Source organism: Luteolibacter arcticus, assembly GCF_025950235.1.
GTDB classification, from domain to species: Bacteria; Verrucomicrobiota; Verrucomicrobiia; order Verrucomicrobiales; family Akkermansiaceae; genus Haloferula; species Haloferula arctica.
The window spans coordinates 710,314-733,794 of the sequence record NZ_JAPDDT010000002.1; the positions used below are offsets into that span (position 1 = coordinate 710,314).

Sequence of the window (23,481 nt, forward strand, 5' to 3'; positions counted from 1 at the left end):
GAGTGCCTTGAGGAAGGTGCGGCGGGTGGTTTCCACGGGATGCAGAATGGTTCAGCGGACGAACTGGAACTCCGGTAACAATAGTACCATCCAAAGAAGATCCTCGATGGCTTGCGGTGTCGGGCGCTGGCCAAGCGTGCTGCCGAGGCCGTTCCTTTCCGCGGCGGTGGCACGGCGGCCGAGGGCCCGCAGGAAGACGTGGTCGATCAGCTCGGGCGTGGCCTTTTGCTCCCGGGAAAGAGCGGCGGCTCCTTTTTTCAGCAGGCCGGCGAGTTGCTCACCGTTGGCCAAGTCGATGGCTTCGAGCGTGGTGATGTTATCCGGCCGCATGCTGACGATCTGCTCGCGATTCGGGCGGCCGAGCGCGCGCATCAGCAGATCCGCCGCCACCAGTGACGCGCGAACCATCGGTTGCGGATCCGCGGCGAGCGGAGGCATGGTCGCTACAAAGCGGTCCCATACTCCCGGGTTGGCCAGCTCTTGTGCGGGCTTCCAATCCGTCGGCGGGCGGGAGAAGCGGCCTTGGGCATCGGGCAAGGTGGGAGTCCACTTCCACGACGAGTCGGTGGCGATGGTCAAGGGCTTGGCATCGGGCAATTCGATCCGGCCCTCGAACAGGAAGCCGGCGGGATTCGGTCCGCTGCCGCCGTTGCGAGCCACGACGATGATGGAGTTCTTGCCGGCGCGGAGGTGATCCAAGTTGATGGCAAGCCCGCGAGGGCCTTCCGGCTGGATGGTCTCGCGCACGACGGAGCGGCCATTGACGAAAATCTCGGCTTCATTGTCGGCAATGAAGACCGCCCGTGCGGATAGCGGCGTGGAGGGCAAGGTGACCTCGGTGCCGAGCACGATCGCGTGGTTGTCAGGCACGGCGGACGAAGCACTCGCTTCCGACCAGATCCAGCGGGCCTTCAGAACGGAAGAGCCGTCCGGTTTGCCACGGGGAACCGCATTGTTGGCCTTGGCCGGTGCCGTGCCGGTGAGTGTCCACACGGCATCCACGAATTGCTCGGCGCTCATGCGCTTGGCGAGCGGACCGCGGAAGACGGTGGGGTCGGCATTCTCCGCGGTGGCCACCGGCTGCGACTGATAGATCCGCGACGAGACGATGAGCGAGAGCGCCTTCTTCAAGTCGTAGCCATCGTCGGCAAGGCGCACGGCGAGGTAATCGAGCAGGTCCTCGTCCCACGGTTGGGTGTCCATAGCATCGACCGGGTGGACAATGCCGCGGCCCATCAGGCGATGCCACAGGCGGTTGACGATGGTGCGGGTGAAGCGGCCGTTTTCCGGATGGGTCATCAGCCCGGCGAGTTGCTTCAGCCGCTCCGGCTGAGGCGCGTTGGCATCGACTTCGCCGAGCTCGGGAAAGATCCAGCCGGCCTTGGCCATGCGGCCGGTCGGCTTGTCGCAGCGGGCGATTTCCAAAGGCCTCTCGGCATAGATGGCGGCGAGACCGTAGGCCTCATCGAGCTTCCAGCGGTCCACGAAGCTGTCGTGGCACGAGGCGCACTTCATGTTCAGGCCGAGGAAGGTCTGTGAGATGGATTGGGAGAACTGGATCTCGCGGACTTGCGACGCATTGACACTGCCGCGCCACTGGATGCCATCGATGAAGCCGCGCGAATCCGGCGTCGGCGGGGCGAGCAGCTCGCGCGCGAACTGGTCGTAGGGTTTGTTAGAAAGCAGCGATTGGTAGAGCCAGCCGGTGATCGGCTTGCGGCCGCCATCGATGTAGCCGGTGCCTTGGTAATCATTCCGGAGCAGGTCGTTCCAGAAGCTCAGCCAGTGCTCGGCATAGTCGGTGTCGCGCGCGAGCGTCGCGGCGATCAGCTTCTCGCGCTTGTCCGCCGAAGTGTCCGCGACGAAGGCGTCGATGGCATCGGGGGCGGGCAACAGGCCGGTGAGGTCGAGCGTGAGGCGGCGGATGAAGGCGGCATCGCCGAGGGGTTGCGGGCGGGTGACCTTGTTGTCCGCGAAATAGGCATCGACCAGACGATCGACGGGATGTTCGCGGCCTTCGGCAATTGGCGGCAGCTCCGGCCGGCGCGGCTTGAGCGGCGGCTCATAGGCATCCTTGCCGAAGGTGAAGCCGGGCTCCCACGCCATGCCCTCATCGATCCACTTCTTGAGGATCTCGGCTTGGTCTGCCGGCACACGCGGACCTTTCGGCGGCATGCGGTCCGACTTGTCGTCGGAAAGAACGCTTTCCAGCAGGAGGCTCTCGTCCGCCTTGCCGGGTTCGACCACCGCGCCGTTCTCGGAGCCGGCGAGCAGTGATTCCCGGGTGTTCATGGAGAAGCCGCCCTTCTTGGCGGTGTCCATGTGGCACTTGGCGCAGTGCTCCTTCAGGACCGGGACCACCTGATGGGCGAAGTCCACGTCGCCAAAGGCAGCGGACGCCCCGAGAAGCGGTAAAAAGTAGCGGAGAAACATCATCGCAAGGCGGGGATTTCCCCCCGGGCGGCGGTCGCCGGGGAGAGAGGTTTCCACCTACGACCCCAAGGGTCATTCTAATTTCACTAAAAAAAGGCGGTCACTTCGCCAGAAGGTAGGCGAGCAGGTCCTTCAGCTCGTCCGGATTGAGGCGGTTGATCAGGCCGGCGGGCATCGGGGAAACCGGCGACGGCTTGATGTCCTTGATCTGGCTGCGCTCGATCTCGCTGGTGGAGCTGAAGTCGAACGGGCTGGTCGCGATGATCCAGTGCTCATCCTTCTCCTCGATCAACTTGCCGACGACCTGTGAGCCGTCGTGCTTGATGATGGTGTCGAAGGCGTACTGGTCGGAGACGACCTTGCTGGGCTCGAGGATGGCTTCGGCGAGGTCCTTCACGCTGAATCGTCCGCCGACGGCGGTGAGGTCGGGGCCGGCCGAGCCGCCTTCGCCATCGAAGCGGTGGCACGCGGCGCAGAGCGAGGCCTGATACATCTTCTTGCCGTTCTCCTTGTTGCGACCGGTGAGGCCGGTGGCAGCGAGCTTTTCGATTTCGGTGACGGTCCATTCACGGCCGGGGCCTTGGACGGGTGGCAGATTGGCGAGCGGATTGGCGGTCACCACGGGCGCCATCTTCTGGATCCATTCACGCTCTTCCGGGGTGGCAGTTTCCAGCGTCTGCTTGCGCAGATCTTGGATGAAGCCGGCATAGCTGGCACCACCACTCTTCTCTACCAGGCGGCCGAACCACGCGAAGAAGCGCTTGCGGTCCTCCTGACTCCACGGGCCCTTCACCACCCGCAGGCAATACATGTAGTGGATGACCTGCGCGGGCGGCAGGTTGGAGATCATTTTCTTCACATCGCCACCGTACTGGGCGTTGCGCTCGGCGACGGCGAGCCAGTCAGGTGCAGGCGAGGGGCCCGTGGTATCCATCAGCGCCAGCGTGCGACCGACGATGCCGGGAGCCTGCAGGTAGCTGAGCATGCGGCACAGCTCGCGATCGACATCGCTCTGGTTCGAGGGGAAGGCGGCATCGATCTTGCCGATGACCTTGGTGCGTTCGTCAGTGGTCGGTTCGCCATGGCGGGCGAAGGCGAGACCGGCCGCACGGAGCCAGTTGATCTTCTGCGCCACGTCGAGCTTGGCCCAGTCGAGGCGCAGCAGCGCCTCCAGTGACACACTTCGCTGCGAGGCAGAGCCGACACGTGCGAGGGCGATGGCCCCTTCGATGACCTTCCACGGATCGTTCTCGCCGGCCAGTTTCTGGGCAATCTGGCCGGGGCCAGCGTGCTCGATGGCGATGCGCGAGTTGAAGCGCTCGATGCGATCCTTCGAAGCGAGACCCTCCCACGCGCCTTCCTTGCCGACGAGTTCGGCTTCCTTGGCAGCGAAGGGAACCGGTGCGACCGATTCGTTGCCGGTGTAGGTGACGCGCCACAGCGCCGAGGCGGTGCGGCGACCGCCGGTCATGAAATACATCGAGCCGTCCTTGCCGATGGCGGCATCGGTCAGCGGCAGGCCGGTGCCGGCGAGGAATTCCTCGCGCTCCGCCTTGTAGCTCGCGCCATCCGGCGTGAGATGGACGGCGTGGATGGTGGCATAGGTCCAGTCGAAGGCATAGAGCGCACGCTGGTACTTCGCGGGGAATTTGGCATCCTTGCCGGAAAGCATGCCGGTGGGTGAACCCGGCCCCAGCTCGACAAGCGGCGGCATACTATCTTCGTAGTAGGTCGGCCACGGGCCGGTACCGTGACGCCAGCCGAACTCCGAGCCGGGGACGATGTGGCCGATGCGGGTGGGGCGATACCACGGCATGCCGAGGTCCCACTCCATGTCGGAGTCGTAACCGAAGAGATCCCCGCGGTCATTGAAGGCGATGTCGTAGGTATTGCGGAAGCCCATGCCGACGAGCGTCCAGTTGGAACCGTCCAGATTGCAGCGGGCAACCCACCCGCCGGGCGCGAAGCGGTCCTGCGCGTGGCCGCGGGCATCGGGCCGGCGTGGCAGGAGCTGATCCTCCTTCCACACCTTGGGCACCATCGAGTCCTTCATTTCTGGCAGGTCGGTGAAGTTGCCGGCGACGAAGTAGATGAACTTGCCATCCGGCGACGGGACGAGTGCGTGAGGGCCGTGTTCGCCGTTGCCTTTTACGGCTAGCACCCGCTCGGCCTTGTCCGGCTCGCCATCGCGATCGCTGTCGGTGACGCGATAGACGCCTGCGGGCTCGGGACCTTCATTCACCGTGACCCAGAGCACACCCTGATGCCACAGCAAGCCATGGGCACCGGCGAGCGGAATGGAAGTCGGGGTGACGACGGTTTCCTGGTCCGGCTTGGTGGCGGGCGTGACGCGGTAAATCTTGCCGTATTGGTCGGCGCAGAGCAGGCGACCCGTGCCATCGACGGTCATGGCGACCCATGAGCCCTGGATGTTTGGCACCTGATAGAGGCGCTCGAGCTTGAAGCCGGGGAGGAGCTGATACTTGTCGCTGACATCGACCGGCATGGTGCCGCCGCCGGCATCAGGTTGGAGCACCATGCCCCACGGGCCATCGCCCATCTTGCCGACAGGGACGGCGGGCGTCCAATCGCGCGGCGAGAACCGCGGCTCCTGCCAGCCGCGCGGCGCTTCGAGGGCGGTCTGCCACTTTTCGTCAGAGACGATCCATGCCTTGCGACCACCCTTGAGCGTGGCGGTGAAGCGCAGGGCCATGCCAGCGCTGCCGTCCTGATTGCGGCCTTCCACGGCGATGACGTTGCGGCCGCCTTGGACGATGTGCTTCATGACGTCATGATTGGCGGGCGCACCCCACTCGCTGGTCCAGCCGAGGTCATTGCCATTGACCCAGACGCGCTGCCAGTTGTCGCAGGTGACGGCGAGCGAAGCGGAGATGATGTCGCGCGGCAGCGCGAACTCGCGGCGGAAGTAGACCTTCTGGTCGCTGGCGGGCTTGGCGTTCTGCCAGATCCACGAGATGGTCGGCTCGCCGGCTTGAGCGGCGGCGGTGGCCTTCGGAGGGACGGCCACGGGAGCCGGAGTGAAGGTGCGCAGGCGCAGGCCCTTGAACTCCGCTTTCATGGCAGGACCGGCGTGGACTTGCAGCGCGAGCACGCCTTTCAGGGATCGCTTCGCGGCATCGACGTCATGGATCTCCGCGACGGGCTTGTCGTTGATGTAATGCGTGGCGGTATCACCCTTCGCGACGATGCGGTAGGTGTTCCACTCCGCGAGATTGGTGGCGGGACGATCGAGCGAGCCGGTGACCTTCGGCTTGTCTGCGAGGTCGACCTTTTGGCCGCTTTCGCAGGCAATGCCGCGGCCCTTTTCCTCGTAAAGCATGCCGAGGTATTTCGGCTCCGGGTGGAGGTCCATCTGGTAGCCGCCGACGACCCACTGCTTGGGATCGAGCACGCGGCTGCGGTACTGCATGCCGGAGTTGTTGTTGCCGGTGACGCGGGCCTGATATTCCACCTCGAAATCGGCGACCTCGCCGCCTTTCCAGATCAAGAAGGAATTTGCGGCGAGCTTGCGGCCGGCGTCGTCGGTCTCGCCGACCAAAACGCCATTTTCAACGCGCCAGAGGCGCGGGTCTCCGGTCCAGCCGTCGAGGTCGCGGCCATTGAAGAGCGGTTTCCATTCCTGGCCGTGGAGCGGCAGCGCGATGAGGAACAGGGAAAGTGTTGATGCGAATCGTTGCATGGGTCGGGTGAAGACAGGAACGGAGATGGTTACGGGTTCTTTCCAGATGACGCACGATGGTCAGGAAATCCGAGCACGCGAGGTGCGCGACTGCCGGCTTCATTGATGATAAAGAGAACCGTGCGTGATGCGGGATCGTGATTCCACTGCGTCTCGCAAAGAGGGTAGAGCGCGTCCTTGCCAGCGATGCGGAAGCTGAGGTTCACGTTGTAAGGTTCGACCGCGGAGGCCGGTGGGTCGAGGATGACCTTCGCACGCGATTTCACGGCGAGCTTCTGTTTTCCGACGGTGCCGCCGACATCGTGGGCGGTCAGATTGAACCACAGCATCTGACCGGGCTTGAAGCGGTCCGCGGTGGCATCGATGACCTGCATGCGCACCGGCGCGGTCTTGTTCGCCGGATCCGGGCTGAGCATCAGGTAGATGTCACCGGTAGTTTCGGGCACGGCGGCGGAGGGCACCGTGGCAGGGATGGGCTGACCTTCCACCGGCAGCGCGGCGAGCATCCTCAACGTGAGCGCACCGCCGGGCAACTCGTAGACTTTCGACAGGTTCAGCCGTGGCAGCTCGACTTCTTGCGCGGCGGTGCCGTCGTGCAGGAAGAGCTTTTCCGGATCCGTATCCGCGGCACCCAGGAAGAGGACGCGGCAGGTGCGGGCGCCCTTCTTTTCCTGGGCGGTGAGGGCGAGCGGCAGCAGGCAGCAGAGGAAAACGAGAAATCGCATGGAATCAGTCTGTCAGATCTCCGAGGGGTTCAGCCAGCGGAAGCTCACCATTTCGAAGCGGCGGCCGAAGGTTTTGTTGATGGCGGACCTCGGCGGCGTGGCGAGTTCGGGGGCATCGGTGGGATCGATGTAGTCGCGGGTGCGGCGGACGGTGGCTTCGCAGACGGCGCGGCTGACGATGTTGCCCTTGTCATCCCGGGCATCGCCGTGGGCGCGGATGACGAAGGTATCGTCGCGGGCGGAAAGGATGGGCGCGAGCGGGCGGAGGATGTCGGCCTGGCGGGTCCAGCCGGGCAGGCCGTAGGCATTCCAGCCCTCGGCGGCGGCGGGGTGGCGGTAGCCGGCTTCCGCGACGCGTGGCGGATTGGCGGTGGCCTTGCCGGGCAAACCGATGGTGGCTTCCAAGGTGGCAAAGGGATTCGAGCCGCCTTTGGCGACTTCGTTGAGCGCGGCCTGCACGGCACCGGCGAGGGCGAGATTTCCGGAGGAAAGCTGGCGGTTCACGAACTCCGAGAGCGAGAGGAAGGGACCGCGCGCGCGGACCTGCTTCACAATCTCCTCCGCGAGCTGGTCGATGACCTCGTCATCGAGCACGCGGTAGCCAGCGAACTCAGTGGCCTCGGGGAAGCTGCCGGACGAGCCGGCCTTGCCTGCTTCCACATCGCCGGAAATCGAGAAGCGGCTGACCGCGTGATCGGTCTCGCCCGAGGCATCGACATTCCATGAGCTGCCGCTTTCCTGGATGTAGGGCACGCGCTGCTGGCGGGCATGGCCAAGCAGGGCACGCCAGGCGAGGACGGAGGTGGAGTTCACGTTGAACATGCCTTCCACTTCAAAGCGTGAGGCGATGGTGCGATACCCGTCGGATTTCTTGACGTGGTCGTCGTAGAGTTTGGTGGCATTGCCTTCCGCGGCAGAGGCGAAGCCAGCGTCCGCCGCGATCGGCAGGTAGGCGCGGTTGGCGAGTGGCGCGACGCCGGAAACGAAGTCGGTGTAGGTCGTCTGGAGGTTCTTGCCGCCGGTGCCGTAGTGGGTGGGATCCGGCGCGATCGAGGAGAAGAACCAGTCGTCGAAGAGCAAGTGATTCGCGCAGTAGCTGTCGTCGTGCTGAAGGTTCGAGGTGAGGTTGGCGTAGCTGGAGTTGATCACGGCATTCGCCGGCAGCAAGGGGCTGGCATCGCTGTTGCCGATCAGATTAAAGGCAAAAGGCGGGATGGGATTTTCATAGCGTATGTCCCAGTGCTGAAGCTCCCCGAGCGAGGCGAGCGGGCGCACCGGGATTTCCGCGATGACGCAGCGCGAGAGGCCGTCGGACTTGTTGAAGCCGGTCACGATGTAGCCGCGGCCGGTGGTGTCGCTGGCATTCGGGAGCTGGCTATCCATTCCGGAGTGCTTGATGAAGCTGTAGTCGAAGGGCGAGTTCACCGGGTGATTGGTGCCGCTGTAGTCGATGCCAATGGTGCTCTCCGCCAGGTCCTTGTCACCCATCGCGGTGTAGTTCACCAGCGGGCTGGATTGGACGAAGCCCTTGGCCGGCAAGTGGGTCTTGCTGGCCATGCGGGCGCCGAAGACGGTGGACATGAACGGCACCGGATTGGTGGCCGCTTGGGCGAGCGTGGCATCGCCCAGCTGATTGAGCGGCTTGTAGACGTCGTTGGCGATCAGCGGCGTGTAAACCATGCGATAGACGAGGTGCCGCACGCTTCCCGTCGACATGTCCAGGTAGATGCCGACACCCGGCTTGCCGTCGTCGTAGGTCGTGTCGAACTTGGCGTCCGCCTTGATCATGGTGGTGCCGGTGCCGATCACGGGTTGGTTGGAGGCGTTCTTCACGTCGAAGTAGTGGCCGCCTTTGCTGCGGTAGCCTGGCTGCAGCGTGGCAATGCTGCCGGCAGGGACGATCGTATCCGCGGAGGAACTTGAACCCGGGCTGAAGACCCGGGTCTCGCCGGGCTTGAGCGTGAAGGCCGCGGCAATCTGGTACTGCAAGTTGCCGGCGGTGGAGAGCGAAGGCTGGTTGTTCAGGCCACCTGCGGTCAGGCAGTTGAAAGTCGTGCTGCCGCTCACGTTGTAGCGGAGCGCCACTGGCAGCGGCTTGGGGACGAAAAATGAAAGGGAGGACGGGGAAGTGATCTCCACGCTGTAGGGATTCCACATCGTGATCACCGGGGTCACCAACAGGCGGGCGGTGTATTGGCCGGAGCCGCTGGCACCGGTCGCCACGGCATAGTGGGAGAAGACCCACTGCATGCGGCCGACCACCGGCAGCAGGCGGACCTTGTGGAGGAAGCTGAAGCCGTTGGCGGTATCGTCGATCCCGACCGAGTAGTTGTTGATGCGATTGCGGCCGGAGGAGTTGCTGCTGATCTTCTTGTAGAGGGTCGCGTAGTCGCGGAGATTTTCCCAACTGCTGACCGGGCCGTGACGGTAGATCGGCCATTCGCTGGCGCTGCCGCGGTAGGCGGACCAGGGGTAGAGCATCGAGCGGTCGGCGGTGGCGTTGCTGGCGGTCGGCTTGGTGGCGGCGCCGTCCTTTTCCGGGGTGAGGCGGAAGAAGGGGAGATTCGACGAGGGCAACTGGGTCCAGTTCTCCGTGGCCAGCGAGAGGTCCTTGCGCCAGCCGCCGGTGGCGGTGTTGGTGAGCAAGCCGACCGAGGTGGTGGAGAGGTCGTGGAAGAACTCCTGCGACGCCTTCAAGGTGCCCTTCTCCGCGATGAGATCGCCAAGCATCAGGCTGACCGTGCGATCGGCGGGCGTGGCGTCTTCGAGCAGATCCTCCATGCGGAATGGCTTGGGGTCGGCCACGGTGTGGCTCTTCGCGAGCACGGACCAGCGGGCTGCGGTGTCTTCGCTCGGTTGGTGGGGTTTGGGCAGGCGTGCCTTCTGGTTTTCGCCACCGATCCACCAGGCGAAGCCACCATTGCCTTGTGCGTCCGAGACTCGCTGGGGTTCCAGGTGAACCTGCAATTCCGCACGACCGGTGCCATCGCCGACGGTCTTGATGCCGACGAGCGGCACACTGCCGTTTCGCTCCTTGGTGTCGGGCAAGGTCTTGAGGTCGCCCGAGGTCAGCCAGGCGAGAAAGCGTGCCTCCTTTTTCGAGGCGTAGTTGCCGGGGGAAACCGGGCGGCCCTTGGTATCGTGATCGGTGCCTTCCCAGCTCTTCCAGACGCCGAGTACCGGCGGACGATCCGCGCCCAGGATATCCGCGCGTGCCGTGACGCGGGTGTCGGGTCCGGCCTGTTGCTGGAGCTCGCCGATCGCCATGACCAGGGCCATGCGGGCATTCGCGCGGGCCTGCGCAGCGTGGACATCGCGACCACCGCTGCGCAGCGAGATGGTGGAGAGGCCGAGCAAGCCGGTGACCAGCACCATGATCAGCACCATCAACGACAAGGAAATGATCAAGGCGAAGCCGCGGGGCCGACGCTGCCGGGCGGGAAAAGTAGGGTTGGAAGCGGTCATGGGTTTTTGCGTCACAATCCGATGTTGCGGGAGCCGGTCAGGGTTACCGGTCTTTCAAAGGAGTTGTTTTTATAGCAGGTGGGAGCGGGCGTGGTGAACTTCCGCTCAGGCCGCGCTGGCGCGGCGGCCGTGGAAGGATTCCTTCCATTGTCCCGGCGTCAGGCCGAAGTGCTCCTTGAAAAGCCGGCAGAGGTTCTTGGCGTTGCCGAGACCGGTCTCCATGGCCACCGGCTCCAGCTTCACGTCCTCCTCGCGAAGCATCGTGGCAGCCGCCTCGATCCGGCGGGCGATGATGTCCTGGACGATCGTGTTGCCGGTCACGGAGCGATAGAGCCGGTGCAGCGACCGGACCGACATGCCGCACTCGCGAGCCAGCGATGACACGGTCAGCGGCCGGGAATACTCGTGGCGGATCGTGCGGATGGCCTTGCGGATGCCGGGGATGTCGCACTCCGGCAGGGTGGTGCGACGTTCGTGAAAGGACGGGTGCCCTTGTCGCGAATTGCTCCAGTCATATCCTCCACCGGACGAGCCGGCGGGCGCTTCGATCATGTCCGCGTCGTCGGCGGATCCTTCGTAGCAAGCTTCGAGTTTCATGGGTTTCGGGCACTGGGATTTCTCCAGTGGACCGTGCTTCCCTACCCGAATGAATGTCGCTTGGATACCTAGGTGAATACCTAGTAACTACTCAAATCACTGATTTCCAGTGAGATGAGGTTGTCGCAAAAGTGACAGAATCTCCGTCCGTGGGGCCCGTTACGGAGCCTCTGGCTCGCGTTTCATGTACTTTAGCACCGCTTCCGTGCGCGTCCGCACGTGGAGCTTCCGGTAGATGTTGCCGAGGTGGAAGCTGACCGTCTCCATCCGCACCCCGAGCTCATGGGCGATCTCCTTGTAGAGGTAGCCCTTGGCCAAGAGGTCCAGCGTTTCCTTCTCCCGCTGGGTGAGGTGGTAGTCCTCGCTCGGCGCCGCGACGGGGAGCTGGACGGGCAGTTGGAAGTGCTGCACCACCTTGCGGGCGATGCCGCTCGACATCGGCGAGCCGCCGGCCACGACGTCGTCGAGCGACTCCAGCAACTTCGCGTCGATGTCACGCTTGAGCACGTAGCCGGAAGCACCGGCGGCCAGTGCCTCGAAGACGCGGTCGGTGTCCTCGAACACGGTCACCATCAGGAACTGCGTGCTCGGGCACAGCGGCTTGATCTTGCGGAGAAGCTGGATGCCGGACAGTCCGGGCAACTGGATGTCCATGACACAGGCATCCGGCGGGGACTTCTGGAGGCCCTCCAGCGCGGTCTCGGCGCGGCCATAGCAGCCGGTGACGGTCCACTTGTCGGAAGCGGACAGCGTTTCGCGGAAGGACTCTCTCAACAGGGAGTCATCCTCGACGATGGCGATGGTGCGCTTGGCCTGAGTCATGCCCTCGGCAATGCCGGAACTTTGGGGAGCTGGCAACGGAAGATCGCGCGGGTGCCCTTTCCGGGAGACGATTCGATGACACAAGTGCCGCCGAGTTCGGTGAAACGCGCGGCCAGATTTGGCAGGCCATTGCCCTCGCGCGGGATCGCTGGATCGAAGCCCTCGCCGTGGTCGGCGATCTCCGCGACGAGTGCGCCGTGATCGAAGCGCAGGGTGAAGGTGGCCTCGCAAGGTCCCGCGTGCTTGAGGATGTTGTGCAGCGCCTCCTTCACTCCGAGCGCGAAGTGATGGCGGAAATCCGAGCGCAAGGTGATGCGCGGGAGATCGTCCGGGATCGAGATCCGCAGCCGCACCGGACTGTCGCGGAAGATTTCCTGGGCCACGGCGGAGAGGTGCGACGCCAAGTGATCGAGCGTGTCGTTCGAGGGATTCACCGCCCACACCAGCCCGTCCATCGCGGTGACCAGATCGCGCGCCGCGGACTCCAGCCGCACGACCTGCTGGCGCGCTTTCTCCGGATCGCCATCGATGGCGCGCCGCACGAATGACGCGGCGAGATTCAGCACCGTGACGCGCGTGCCCAGATCATCGTGCATGTCGCGGGCGATGCGCGCGCGGTCCCGCTCCACCGCATGCTGGAGCTTGATGGCCGCCAGGCGGTGACGGGTTCGGCGGCGATACGCGGCGAAGAAAAGCAAGCCGGTGGCCAGCACTCCGGCGGCGACGGCCAGCGGTATGAACCACTCGCGTTCCCAGATCGGGCGCTTGATCTCGAGAGGAAAGGCGAGGCTCGCCGTCGCCGGTTGCGGTTCCGATCCCACGGCGATCGCTTGGAAGGCATACTCGCCCGGCGGCACGTTCAGGTAGCTGGCACGCAGCGAGGCACCCGGAATGACGTTGAAGGCCTCCTTCCAGCTCAGCAGGAAGGTCTCGCCCCCCTTGGCCGGCTTCACACCGAGCTCCCGCGTGGAGGTCCACTGCGCGGAGTGCTGCTGTTCCGCATCGAGCAGCCCCAGCGAAGGTCCGCGCATTTGCATCACGCGGGCGATCGCCGGTTCGGTGCCGCGCCTTTCCCAGTGCAGTGGGACGCCGCCGATCTGGTTCATCCGCTCGCCCTGCTGGAAGCCGCCGTCCACCCACAGGTTCTTCTGCGGCGTGGAGGAGCGGGCCAGCGCGAGGTCGTCGATGACCCAGGTGCCGGTGGTATCGGGCGTGCCTGAGGAAACCGTCACGCGGACTTTCCGCGTGCCCTCGGGGATGAACAGCGGCTCGGTGCGCGGCACCATCGGCGAGCTCAGGGCATCGATCTGCCAGCCGACGCTCGACCCCGTGGTGGCGAAGATCCGCTGCGTGAGCAGGAGCCCTGTGGCATCAAGCATTTCCCACTCCATGGTCATGCCGCGTGCGGCGGGATGCCATTCGTCGCCGAGCCCCTCGAGCCGGCAGCGCACCGCCAGGGGGTCGGCATTCACGCCGGGCAAGAAGCTGAAGTCGAAGTCCAGGCGGTGCAGCCCGGGCCCGAGCACCAGCGGCTGGCCGGAGCGGGGCAAGACCATCGGCTGCTCACCCACCTGCACCTGCTGCAGCAGCATGCCCAGCGGAGGCACCTGGGGGGGGGTGCGGCGCAAAATCTCGTCCGAGCGTTTCTTTTCGTCCTCGCTGACGAAGCAGAAATCGTAAGTCGGGCGGGCGATGCTGCTGATGCGGACCTCGTCGATCAGTCCGGGGAAGAACTCCCGTGGGGAAGAGGTTCCCTGGCGGTTGCCGGTATTCCCGATAGCGAAGTCCGCGAGTTGCCGGCCGATGTCCGCGGTCAGGGTGCCTTGGCCGATCAAATTGGCGGCCTCGTCTCCCGCGCCGAGCCGGGTCCAGAAGAGTTTCAGGTTGTTCACCGCCGACTCGTGGCCGTCGTAAACCACCGCGGCATGGAACCAGTCGGTTGTGTTCACGGCATGCGGCCCGCTGGTGGGCAAGGTCGCCAGGCCACCGCCACGAACGTCGCTCCCGCTGATCGGCAGGAAACACAGGAAGCCCGGCTTTTCGACCCGGAAAATGAACACCCGGTTATCCGCCACCTCGTCGTCCATGCTGACGATGTCGAGCGCCAGCCCGGTGGCGTCTGCGGGCATCACGTTGAACTTCACCAAGGCCTCGATCGTGAAGGCCCCGTCGTTTCCCATGATCGGGAACGGTGGATCGACATTGTCCTTCGGTCCGCTGTCCAAGGCCTGCTTGGCCAGAAGGATCGGCCCGTAGTCGCGATCCCCCCCCGGCGATGGTTGGAACGAAATCGCCGCGCCGAAGCCCGGGAACGGCGGTTGACCCGCCTTCGCGCCATTGAGCAGGCCGAGCAGTGGCGAGGGGCTCACGCCATCGTCCTTGAACGGCGGGCCGGCTTCATCGAGGTGCCACAAGTGCAGCGTGTGCTCGTCTGCTTCGTACGGCTGGAAGGCCGCCACGGGCAGGGCCGCCGCCGTCATTCCCACCGCTGCCATGAGCTGAAGCACCCGCATTCGACCTCAACTGAACTGCCTGCCGAGCGCGTTGCAAGCTGCGAACATTGAACAGCTTGCCCTTTTCGTGGTCCTAACCATTAGATCCCCCATTACCGCACCTCCCCCCGAGATGACCGGACGACTGACATTCGATGCCCCAAGCTTCATTCATTGTGCCTGCCATTCTGGCGGGTGGCCTGTTTTTCGGGTGGATATTCGCACGCTGGCTGGAAAGACGGCTTGATCGCAGCCGCAACTCGAGTTCGGAGGAGTTGTTGGACGAACTCGAGACGGCCTGCACGCCGCGCCGCAGCTTTGAGATCCGGGTCCGGCCGGATCACTTGAAACCGTTCCTTTCCTGCGTGGCGGAGCAAGTCGAGAGCGGCTTCAGCGTGCGTCATGCCCGTCACCTGCTAGGACGGATCCTGTCGCTGCGCGATCACATGGTGCGCCACACCTGGTACTCGGTGAAGGTGAATGGCATCCGCACCAATCTCGATCTGCAATGGTCACGCGATTCGGACGGCCGGATCCGCCTGCTGGTGCTGGCCGTGCCCAAGATCATCCGCGAGCTGAAGAAGCAGGCCAAGGTGCCTGCCCCCGCGGCTCCGGCGCTGCCGCAGCGCGAGCCGGTCATCGAAGGGAGCCCGGTCCAATCGCCGGCCGGCGGTTGATCTGATCCCGCGTTGACGAGGGCGCGCCGCGTTTCCATGGTCTTGGACCATGGCTTCCATCGCATTCACGCAGCACCTCCAGACGCATGTGGATGCCCCGCGCTCGGTCGTTTCCGGTGGCACCGTGCGGGAGGCACTGGAGGAAGTATTGTCCGAGAACCCGCGGCTGCGCGGCTACGTGCTGGATGACGCCGGCGCGGTGCGGAAGCACATCGCCGTCTTCCTCGACGGGGAGTCGGTGAAGGACCGTGTCGGCCTGAGTGACCCGCTGCCGTCGGGTGGCGAGATTTTTGTGATGCAGGCTTTGTCCGGCGGCTGACCTCCCGTTCGTCGAAAGGAAGATCACCATGAAACCGCGAATTCACGTCGGCACCCGCAAGGGCCTCTTCGCGTTCGAGAAAACCAACGGCCACTGGACCCCGGCGGGCGAATGGTTTCTCGGCATCCATGTCCCGATGCTGCTCCACGATCGCCGGGATGGACTGCTTCACGCTGCCCTCGAGCACGGCCACTTCGGCACCAAGATGCACCGCTCCGCCGATGGCGGGGCCACGTGGGAAGAGATGGCCGGCGTCGTCTATCCGCCGAAACCGGATGACGTGCCGGAGATCCGCGACAACTTCCGCAATCTGGTCGTCCCGTGGTCGCTGGAAAAGGTGTGGTCGTTGGAAACCGGCGGCGTTGATCAGCCGGGCCTGCTGTGGTGTGGCACTATTCCCGGTGGCCTGTTTCGCTCCACCGACAGTGGCAGGACGTGGGAGCTTGTTCGCGGATTGTGGGACCGGCCCGAGCGCGCCGATTGGGGCGGGGGTGGCTACGATTTTCCCGGCATCCACTCGATCTGTGTCGATCCACGCAATTCCCAGCGCTTGGCGGTCGCCATTTCCTGCGGCGGCGTCTGGCTGACGGAGGATGGTGGCGAAACCTGGGAGCAAGGCGCCCACGGCATGACCTACGATTTCCTGCCGGCCGAGCAGGGCGGGGCCGAGCCGGACGGCCAGGACCCGCACCGCATGGTGATGTGTCCCACGGTGCCGGATCGCTGCTGGGTGCAGCACCATTGCAGCATCTACCGCTCCGATGGGGCGGGCCGCGGTTGGCAGGAGATTCCCGGCGTGAAGCCGTCCGGCTTCGGGTTCGCCGTCGCCGTGCATCCCAAGGAGCCGGACACCGCGTGGTTCGTGCCGGCACGCAAGGACGAGTTCCGCTATCCGGTCGATGGCGAACTCGTTGTCACCCGCACCCGCGACGGCGGCAAATCCTTTGAGGTCCTCAGCAAGGGCCTCCCCCCCTCGCCATGCTACGACCTGATCTATCGCCACGGTCTCGACATCGACGCCAGTGGTGACGTGCTGGTGATGGGATCCACCACCGGCGCGCTGTGGGTCAGCGAGGACCAGGGGGATTCGTGGGAGCTGCTCACGGCGCACTTGCCGCCGGTTTACTGCGTGCGCTTCGCCTGAGGCCCGCGATTTGCTAGAGAGTTCTCATGTCCGACGATCCCCGCTTCATGCGCCGCGCCATTGAGCTTGCCCGGATGGGCATGAAAACCCGTGCGGGCGGCCCCTTTGGAGCGGTGGTGGTCAAGGATGGCGAAATCATCGGGGAGGGTCACAACCGTGTGCTCGCCACCAATGATCCGACGGCCCATGGCGAGGTCGTGGCCATTCGCGAGGCTTGTGCCCGGCTCGGCACGTTCAGTCTGGCGGGCTGCGAGATCCACACGACCGGCGAGCCCTGCCCGATGTGCCTCGGGGCGATCCATTGGGCACGGATCGGCCGCATCTACTATGGATTTAGTATTTCCGACGCTGCGACCATCGGCTTCGACGATCGCGAGTTCTACCGCCAGTTCTCGTTGCCGCTGGAAGAGCGGGACGTGGCGATTACCGAGTCGCCAGGTCAGGAAGCAAAGGTGCTATTGGCCGAATACCTTTCACTGCCGGACCGGGTGGCCTACTGAAGAGTTCGAACGCACGAAGGTCCCGCCGAAGTGCTTCGACGAGACCTTTGCAAGAATGATCCGAATCCAGCGAACAAGGGCTTCGGCACTCAGTTGCGGCGCCGGCGCACGAGCGCAAGACCTCCAAGCACGCCGAGCAGCGCGGTGGAGGGCTCGGGAACGATTGCCAATCCAGTGAAGGTCAGACCCGGAGTATTACCGACCGCCCCGACCAGATTGCTGATACCAGTGGTGAGATTGATCGTATACAAGTTGGTGACGCCGGCAACGTTGGCCAACGCGTAGCCGGTGTTTGTCAGGTCGATGTCAAAGCCGCTGCCTGTGGGTGTGAAGCCCAGGCCGAAGGCACTGACCGCCACCCCGTTCCCGAACGTTCCGGCAGGTGTGGTGTGCGAATTGAGGAAACCATCCGAGGAAAGCGTGTACAAAACCGCGGACCCGGGATTGTCGCCCGGATTCGTGTATCCTGCGCCCAGCACCGTGATGCCCGCACGAGCGCCTCCCAACGAATCGGTGAAGGTGAATCCGCCGTCCACCAGGACACCGCCGGGATTCGTCACCGTCTGCGGCAAGGAGGCAACATCCGGCTGGATACGGTAGTTGTTGGCCCCGCCATTGGAAATCACCCGGACCCGGTCGGCGAACGGATTGAAGTCGAACGCGTTCACCGAGCCCGTGATCGGGTTGGTGTTTGGCGTCCAGGCGCTGGTGCTTGTGCCGTTCGCAGTGTTGATCCGGGATCCAGCGCCGCTGCCGGTGATCCCGTAGAGCGCGCCGTTTGCCCCGTAGATGTCAACATCGACGTAGCCTGTGGCGGCACCGGAGGTACCCACCTGGCTCACCGCTCCGGGAGCGGCCGAGTCAAAGGAGTAGAAGCTGTTGTCGCTGCCGATCGTGTAGATCGTGACCGCGTTGGCAGAAGAAACGAACAGGCCGAAGGCGATCGCCGGGAGGGAAAATGAGAGAGAGGACATGTTGATTTTTTGGTTAGGTAGCCGCGATTGAACCAGACTCGTGGATCTTCCCACCAAATCGATGGGGGCAAATCCCCTTTCTAGACCGTTTTCGGATACCCCTATTCGGTGGCCTCGAGCTGCCCCGCTCCTGAGCCGCGACGATCATCGGGGTAACGTTTCATGGCACCGGCTCGGGAGCCGCCGGGAATCAGCGGGGTCATTTACGGTGAGGAGTATGCGACCTCCGATCTCGGTTCCTGGCTGCCGATTCCCGACACCGGCAGCGGTGGAAGCCACGTCTTTGCCGTTCCGATGGCGGGCAAGGAAGCGCTTTTCATCCGGCTGGTGGTGATCGCCGAATAGTCAGTCGAGACGCCGTCGAGGAGGCCCTCAGTCAGTCCCGGCCCGATACACCGCCAGGGCTCCGCAAAGGTCGCCGAGGGCGCAGCCGACGGACTTGAAGAGGGTGATCTCTTCTTCCGAGGTTCGGCCGGGAACGGTGCCACGGCAGAGGTCGGCGAGTTCACCCGTCACTTGCTCTTGGGAGAAGACGCCTTCGGCGATCGGCACGAGGATCTCGCCCGCTTCGCGAAAGCAGTTCGCGCGGGTGTCCACGTACACCTTCGAGCGCGTCACCAGTTCCGTATCGCACTCGCGTTTGTCGGCGTGATGATTGCCCAGGAAATCGGTGTGGGTGCCGGGCTTCACCCAGGCACCGCGGACGAGGATATCGGGACTGCCAGTGGCGGCGACGATGACGTCCGCTTCGCCGCATGCGGCTTGGATGTCTTCGGCGACGTCGAAGCTGATGCCGGGATATTCGGCGGCCGCGGCGGAGATCAAAGCGCGGGCCTTGTCCGGATCCCTGCCCCATACCAGTACGCGCTGGATCGCGCGCACGCTCGCATGGGCACGGATGAGGTAGGGTGCAAGCCGGCCCGTTCCTAACAGGAAGAGAGTAATGGCATCCTTGCGCGCGAGAAAGTCCGCCGCCAGCGCCGAGACACCGGCCGTCCGCCAGTAGGTCACGCTTGCGCCATCGACGAGTGCCAGCGGCACGCCATTCGCGCGATCGAAGATGAGGATCTTCGAATAGAGCGAGCGAAAGGGCGCTTGGTTCTGCGGAAAGTAGGTGAACGCCTTGAGCGCGATCACCTGGTCGTTCCACGACGGCAGCATCGCGAACGCTTCATGCCCCGGTGAGGACGGATCGAGCAGCATCACCTGCCGCGGCGGCATGGTGTAGTCGCCGGCGAAGGCTTCGCGCAGCGCTCTGATAAAGTCCGGATACCGCAGCGCGGCGTGAACCTGCTCTTCCTCGAGGATTTTCATGAAGCCGTGGTCAGAAGATTCCGAAGAACCACTTCTTCTTCGCGCTGCGCTTGTATTCGCCGTCGCCGACGGAGAGGACCTTCACCTCCACCTCGGCCAGCCCTTGGTCCCTGAAGCCGATCTTTTTCGCGGCGCGAGGCGAGAGATCGATGATGCGGTCGCCGATGAAGGGGCCGCGGTCATTGACCCGGCATTTCACCGACTTGCCATTCTCAATGTTGGTGACCTGCACCATGCAGGGCAGGGGCAGGGTCTTGTGCGCGGCGATCAGGTGCCACGGCATGACCTTTTCACCGAGCGAGGTTTGGCCGCGCTTGAGGCCGAAGAAGCTGGACTCATTGTACCAGGAGGCGGTGCCGCTTTCGACGTGGTGGATCGCTTGGTCCACGTCCATCGGGTGATAGGTCTGCCCGCGGACGTGGTACGACTTGGTCTGATAGCCCCGGTAATCGCCACCCGGATAGGCGCAGGAGGCCAGTAGCAAAAATGGCAAAAGCCGGAGAAGAGGTCCGCGGCCTTCGTTCGGGCCGGCATCGGACTTCCTCCGGCGTGGCAAGGCGGGCATTACTTATCGCGCTCGCGGATCATCGGCAGGGTGCGGGCGACCTGCTCCTTCATTTCCTTGCCCGGCTTGAACTTGACGACGGCGCGGGCGGGGATCGGCACATCCTTGTCCGGATCCTTCGGGTTACGGCCGATCTTGGCCTTGGTCTCCTTCACCTGGAAGGCGCCGAAATTCCGCATCACCACGGTGTCGCCGTTGGAGAGGGAATCGGTGATGGAATCGAGGGTCTTCTGGATCACGTCGAACACCTGCTGTTGGGTGAGGCCGGTTTCGTTGGAGATTTTGATGACGAGCTCGCGTTTGGTGATGGTTGCCATGGCTTTACGGGTGAAATGGTTCTGCGTGCAGCGGGGGGATTGGACACCACAGAGGGCGGTGTTTGTCCCGCGAAAAAGTGCGAAAAATCATGCTGGATCCATGCCAGCGCCGTTTGAATCACCGCTGACCGCTGCCGTGGTCTTGAAATGCAGCTTTGCGACCTTGCCAAGCGCCTCCATTCCGTGCTTGGCGACGACCTGCTTGGCGGCCTCGATTACCGCGGCGGAAGCTCCCAATGGTAGCACAATACCTCCCGCGGAGGAAGTCTTGTCCATCCACTCCACGAAACGCTCGCGAGCGAGGATGGATGCGGCGGCCACGGCGATGTCCGATTCTCCCTTGGTCCGCTGGTCGAGCTGGATGGATATATTTTGCTGCTTGAGCGCGCGTGCCAGCACGTCGGGCCGGGCGAATTGGTCGCTCAGGGCGCGCGGGCAGGCCGGCCGCTGGGCTGCAAGATTTGCAATGACCTTGGCATGGCCCCAGGCGAGCAGGCGGTTGAGATTGCCGAACGAGGCGAACATCCCGTTGTAGCGTTCCGGGCCGATCGCCACGACCGAGGTCGCGACGCCCGGCACCTCGCGGATCTTCGCGGCGAGGTCGCGGATGCGTTTTGCGCTGGAGATCCGCTTCGAATCCATCACCCCCGCGGCCATCAGTGCCCGGACGACGGTCGTATCGGTATAGACCCCGGCGATGACCAGCGGGCCGAAGTAATCGCCCTTGCCGCTTTCATCGATGCCGAAGTGCGGCGCGAACATCTCGGGATCCAACTCTTCCTCGTAGCCTAACCGGGCCTCGCCGAGCACCTCGGGCTCCAAGATGAAGCGAATGAAGTCCTCGGTTTCCTTGCCCTGCACCAGCACCTTCGGGCCCTTCTCGTAGACGGACACGTTCAGCTTGCCCTTCTTCGCGGCGAAGAGCGTGTAGGGCTTGGCCTCGAACTCATAGCCGCGCTCCTCCAACACCTCCCGCAGGCGGGCGGCCTGGGCGGTGGTGAGCGGTGCGGTGTGGGAGGTCAGGGACACGCCGCAAGGGAACGGTCGCAGTGCGGTGAAGGCCAAGGATTTTCGCATCTTCATGGGGGCGGGAGAAACGAACGCGAAGGATTTTTTAAACCCATTCCGCGGGAACTGACATCCAGTGGAGTGAAGTGCCTCTCCCGCCAGGGAGGTTGCAACCCAAGGCAACCGGCACCGACCCGCCACTAATAACCCATGAAACTCCTTCGATCCCTTGTTGCGCTGGGGCTTTCCTCCAGCGCGGCCTTTGCCCTAACCACGCAGAACTACGCCGATGCCACCGCTGAGGTGGGGTTGGCGAGTTCGCAGCCCCACCTCGACATCACCTCGGTCGATGTGACCGTCGATGCCACCGGCGCGGATATCACGTTCAAGATCAACCTGACTGGTAGCCCGATAGCCACCAATTGGGGCAATTACATGATCGGCATCCGCTCGAATCCCGGCGGGGCGATCACCGGCAACGGATGGGGCCGACCCATCCACATGGCCGGCGGAATGACGCACTGGGTGGCCTCTTGGGTTAACGACGGCGGACCATCGGGAGCTGCCGGCCAAGTCTGGACCTACGCCACGAACTGGGCCAACACGGCGACGCCGACAGTCACCCGCGACGCGACTGGCGTGACGATCACCACCACGACCGCGGCACTCGGACTCTCGCCGGGAGAAACGTTCTCCTTCGATGTTTATTCGAGCGGCGCGAACGGCGGTCCCAGTGCCGTGGATGCGCTTTCCGCTGCGACCACCTCCATCAACGACTGGCCCGGACCTTTCCCACCAATATCGTCGCCGGCACGCCTAATCCGGCAAAGACCTTCGTCATGCCCGGCACCGCGGACTATGCGACGTGGATCGCCGACTTCGGCCTCACGGGGAATGATGCGCTTGCCTCGACCGACTACGATCAGGACGACCTGACCAACCAGCAGGAGTTCGATCTCGACCTCGGCCTCAATCCGACGTTTCAGGACACGGATTTCGACGGTCTTTGGGACGGCTGGGAAACGCTCGATGGTATCTATGATGGTCCCGAGGATACGGGCACGAACCCCATGGTCGTTGATTCGGATGGTGACGGCGTCTCCGACGGGGAAGAAGTCGATCCCACCATCGAAGGAGCCTACCAGCAGAACCCGAACCGCTTCAACCACGCCAAGATGGTGGTGCCGGGCACCTTCAACACTCCCGGCACTTGGGATGCTACCGGGGTCAGCGATCCGACGAACGAGATGACCCGCGTCGGAACCGATCTGACCCAGCAATATCAGTGGGCACTCGACTACCACTTCACCGTGCCGAAAGCCCAGATCACCTACAAGTTCGCTGCGGGATCCTGGACGCGGAACTGGGGCGCCAGCGGCACGGCCGGCGTGGCAGCGGCGAACGGCGGCGAGATCAATCGCATCGTCACCGCCAGCGGCATCCATCGCTTCACCTTCGACACGAACTCCCTGGCTCCCACTTACACGTTGACCCGGCCGAACTTCGCCGATGCGACGGCTTACCTCGCGGCCTACGGCTTGATCGCGGGTGCAGACGAGGATGAGGACAACGTGAACAACGAAGCCGAGTTCACCGCCAATACCGACCCGCGCAACAAGGACACCGATGACGATGGCCTGGACGACGATGTGGACCCCGATCCGCTGGTGCCTGCGCCGGAGTCGCGCGAGGTGGTCTTCCAAGTGAACATGAGCGTGGCGATCAGCAACGGCGACTTCGAGCTTGGTGATACAGTGCGCGTTATCGGTCAGTTCAATGGCTGGAACACAACCACCGGCGTGGTCCTGGAAGATCCCGACAGCGACGGCATTTACACCGGCCCCTATCAGGCGGTGGGCTTCGAGGGCGTCGCCTTCGGCACCTACAAGTTCTTCATCGATGGCGGCCCGAACTTCGGCTACGAGCAGGGTGCGGATCGCAATTTCAACCTTGGCCCGGATGGGGTTCAGCAAGAGTTGGCGGTCGTCTATTTCAGCCATGTGGGCCCTCCTGCGTGGTTCAACGCCTGGATCGCCACCTTCATCGGACTCTCCGATTCTTCCCGTGGCGGTGATCCCGATGGAGACGGCATGACGAATGAGGATGAGTTCCTCTTCGGCACCTCGCCGGCCAGCGGGGCGGAGCGTCCGATCTCCGCGACTCGCACCCAGACGGGCTTGCGGCTGACGTGGCTCGAGCGCGAGACCGGTGCCACCTACGCGTTGCAGGAGAATCCCGACCTCGCAGGGGTTTGGGATCCCAGCACCGTCGTTCCGGCCAACGCTACGGATCAATCCGGCGTGCCCGCCGACTACGATCGCGTGGAAGCGTTGGTGCCGGTCGGCAGTGGCGCGAACTTCTTCCGCGTGAGCGGCAGCGAGGACAACTGATTTACCCCTGGCGAACCCTCCCTTGCCCCGTCCGCTTCC

At 64.1% G+C, this 23,481-nt stretch carries 19 protein-coding genes; 7 read left to right on the forward strand and 12 right to left on the reverse strand.

The features are described from left to right. Positions 1–51: 51 nt before the first annotated feature. From OKA05_RS07685 to OKA05_RS07715, 7 genes are all read right to left on the reverse strand, one after another. Complete coding sequence (locus tag OKA05_RS07685; RefSeq protein ID WP_264486539.1) at positions 52–2,436, reverse strand: DUF1549 domain-containing protein; 2,385 nt, start codon at positions 2,434–2,436, stop codon at positions 52–54. A 97-nt stretch (positions 2,437–2,533) separates the two neighbouring features. Further along, positions 2,534–6,133: a 3-keto-alpha-glucoside-1,2-lyase-like domain-containing protein gene (locus tag OKA05_RS07690; protein ID WP_264486540.1), complete on the reverse strand. Its 3,600-nt coding sequence runs from the start codon at positions 6,131–6,133 to the stop codon at positions 2,534–2,536. A gap of 29 nt (positions 6,134–6,162) precedes the next feature. Beyond that, the gene (locus OKA05_RS07695) at positions 6,163–6,858 is read right to left on the reverse strand and encodes a hypothetical protein (RefSeq protein WP_264486541.1); all 696 of its coding nucleotides are present in this window, start codon (positions 6,856–6,858) and stop codon (positions 6,163–6,165) included. Between the two features lie 12 nt (positions 6,859–6,870). Further along, positions 6,871–10,323, reverse strand: a complete 3,453-nt coding sequence (locus tag OKA05_RS07700) for a pilus assembly PilX family protein (protein WP_264486542.1) — start codon at positions 10,321–10,323, stop codon at positions 6,871–6,873. A gap of 105 nt (positions 10,324–10,428) precedes the next feature. After that, positions 10,429–10,920 carry a helix-turn-helix domain-containing protein gene (locus tag OKA05_RS07705; protein ID WP_264486543.1) on the reverse strand — a complete coding sequence of 164 codons (492 nt, stop codon included), beginning with the start codon at positions 10,918–10,920 and terminating at the stop codon, positions 10,429–10,431. 159 nt (positions 10,921–11,079) lie between these two features. Continuing rightward, on the reverse strand, positions 11,080–11,742 hold the full coding sequence (locus OKA05_RS07710; RefSeq protein ID WP_264486544.1) for a response regulator: 663 nt from the start codon (positions 11,740–11,742) through the stop codon (positions 11,080–11,082). Beyond that, positions 11,739–14,237, reverse strand: coding sequence for a histidine kinase (locus tag OKA05_RS07715; protein ID WP_264486545.1), 2,499 nt, complete (start codon positions 14,235–14,237; stop codon positions 11,739–11,741). Before OKA05_RS07715 ends, OKA05_RS07710 begins: the two co-directional genes overlap by 4 nt. A gap of 173 nt (positions 14,238–14,410) precedes the next feature. Between OKA05_RS07715 and OKA05_RS07720 the strand changes: the two genes are divergently transcribed. Genes OKA05_RS07720 through OKA05_RS07735 form a run of 4 tightly spaced genes read left to right on the forward strand, consistent with a single transcriptional unit; the run spans position 14,411 to position 16,874 of the window. Further along, complete coding sequence (locus OKA05_RS07720) at positions 14,411–14,911, forward strand: hypothetical protein (RefSeq protein WP_264486546.1); 501 nt, start codon at positions 14,411–14,413, stop codon at positions 14,909–14,911. Positions 14,912–14,960: 49 nt separating this feature from the next. Next, the gene (locus tag OKA05_RS07725) at positions 14,961–15,230 is read left to right on the forward strand and encodes a MoaD/ThiS family protein (protein WP_264486547.1); all 270 of its coding nucleotides are present in this window, start codon (positions 14,961–14,963) and stop codon (positions 15,228–15,230) included. A gap of 28 nt (positions 15,231–15,258) precedes the next feature. Beyond that, positions 15,259–16,374, forward strand: coding sequence for a WD40/YVTN/BNR-like repeat-containing protein (locus OKA05_RS07730; protein WP_264486548.1), 1,116 nt, complete (start codon positions 15,259–15,261; stop codon positions 16,372–16,374). 26 nt (positions 16,375–16,400) lie between these two features. Then, positions 16,401–16,874: a nucleoside deaminase gene (locus tag OKA05_RS07735; RefSeq protein WP_264486549.1), complete on the forward strand. Its 474-nt coding sequence runs from the start codon at positions 16,401–16,403 to the stop codon at positions 16,872–16,874. Positions 16,875–16,963: 89 nt separating this feature from the next. Here OKA05_RS07735 and OKA05_RS07740 read toward each other — a convergent pair whose 3' ends face one another. After that, complete coding sequence (locus OKA05_RS07740) at positions 16,964–17,848, reverse strand: DUF4394 domain-containing protein (RefSeq protein WP_264486550.1); 885 nt, start codon at positions 17,846–17,848, stop codon at positions 16,964–16,966. Between the two features lie 162 nt (positions 17,849–18,010). Between OKA05_RS07740 and OKA05_RS07745 the strand changes: the two genes are divergently transcribed. Beyond that, positions 18,011–18,193 carry a hypothetical protein gene (locus tag OKA05_RS07745; RefSeq protein ID WP_264486551.1) on the forward strand — a complete coding sequence of 61 codons (183 nt, stop codon included), beginning with the start codon at positions 18,011–18,013 and terminating at the stop codon, positions 18,191–18,193. Positions 18,194–18,220: 27 nt separating this feature from the next. Here the strand turns inward: OKA05_RS07745 and lhpI are convergent, their stop codons facing one another. The 4 genes from lhpI to rnhC form a co-directional block, all read right to left on the reverse strand. After that, the gene (lhpI, locus tag OKA05_RS07750; protein ID WP_264486552.1) at positions 18,221–19,162 is read right to left on the reverse strand and encodes a bifunctional Delta(1)-pyrroline-2-carboxylate/Delta(1)-piperideine-2-carboxylate reductase; all 942 of its coding nucleotides are present in this window, start codon (positions 19,160–19,162) and stop codon (positions 18,221–18,223) included. Between the two features lie 10 nt (positions 19,163–19,172). Then, positions 19,173–19,655, reverse strand: coding sequence for a septal ring lytic transglycosylase RlpA family protein (locus OKA05_RS07755; RefSeq protein WP_264486553.1), 483 nt, complete (start codon positions 19,653–19,655; stop codon positions 19,173–19,175). Between the two features lie 71 nt (positions 19,656–19,726). Continuing rightward, positions 19,727–20,044 (reverse strand): HU family DNA-binding protein, encoded by a 318-nt coding sequence (locus tag OKA05_RS07760; protein WP_193212187.1) that lies wholly within the window; start codon positions 20,042–20,044, stop codon positions 19,727–19,729. Positions 20,045–20,131: 87 nt separating this feature from the next. Continuing rightward, positions 20,132–21,127 carry a ribonuclease HIII gene (rnhC, locus tag OKA05_RS07765; RefSeq protein ID WP_264486554.1) on the reverse strand — a complete coding sequence of 332 codons (996 nt, stop codon included), beginning with the start codon at positions 21,125–21,127 and terminating at the stop codon, positions 20,132–20,134. A 135-nt stretch (positions 21,128–21,262) separates the two neighbouring features. Between rnhC and OKA05_RS07770 the strand changes: the two genes are divergently transcribed. Continuing rightward, on the forward strand, positions 21,263–21,988 hold the full coding sequence (locus OKA05_RS07770; RefSeq protein WP_264486555.1) for a hypothetical protein: 726 nt from the start codon (positions 21,263–21,265) through the stop codon (positions 21,986–21,988). Further along, positions 21,892–23,442, forward strand: a complete 1,551-nt coding sequence (locus OKA05_RS07775) for a hypothetical protein (RefSeq protein ID WP_264486556.1) — start codon at positions 21,892–21,894, stop codon at positions 23,440–23,442. Before OKA05_RS07770 ends, OKA05_RS07775 begins: the two co-directional genes overlap by 97 nt. Positions 23,443–23,481 lie beyond the last annotated feature (39 nt).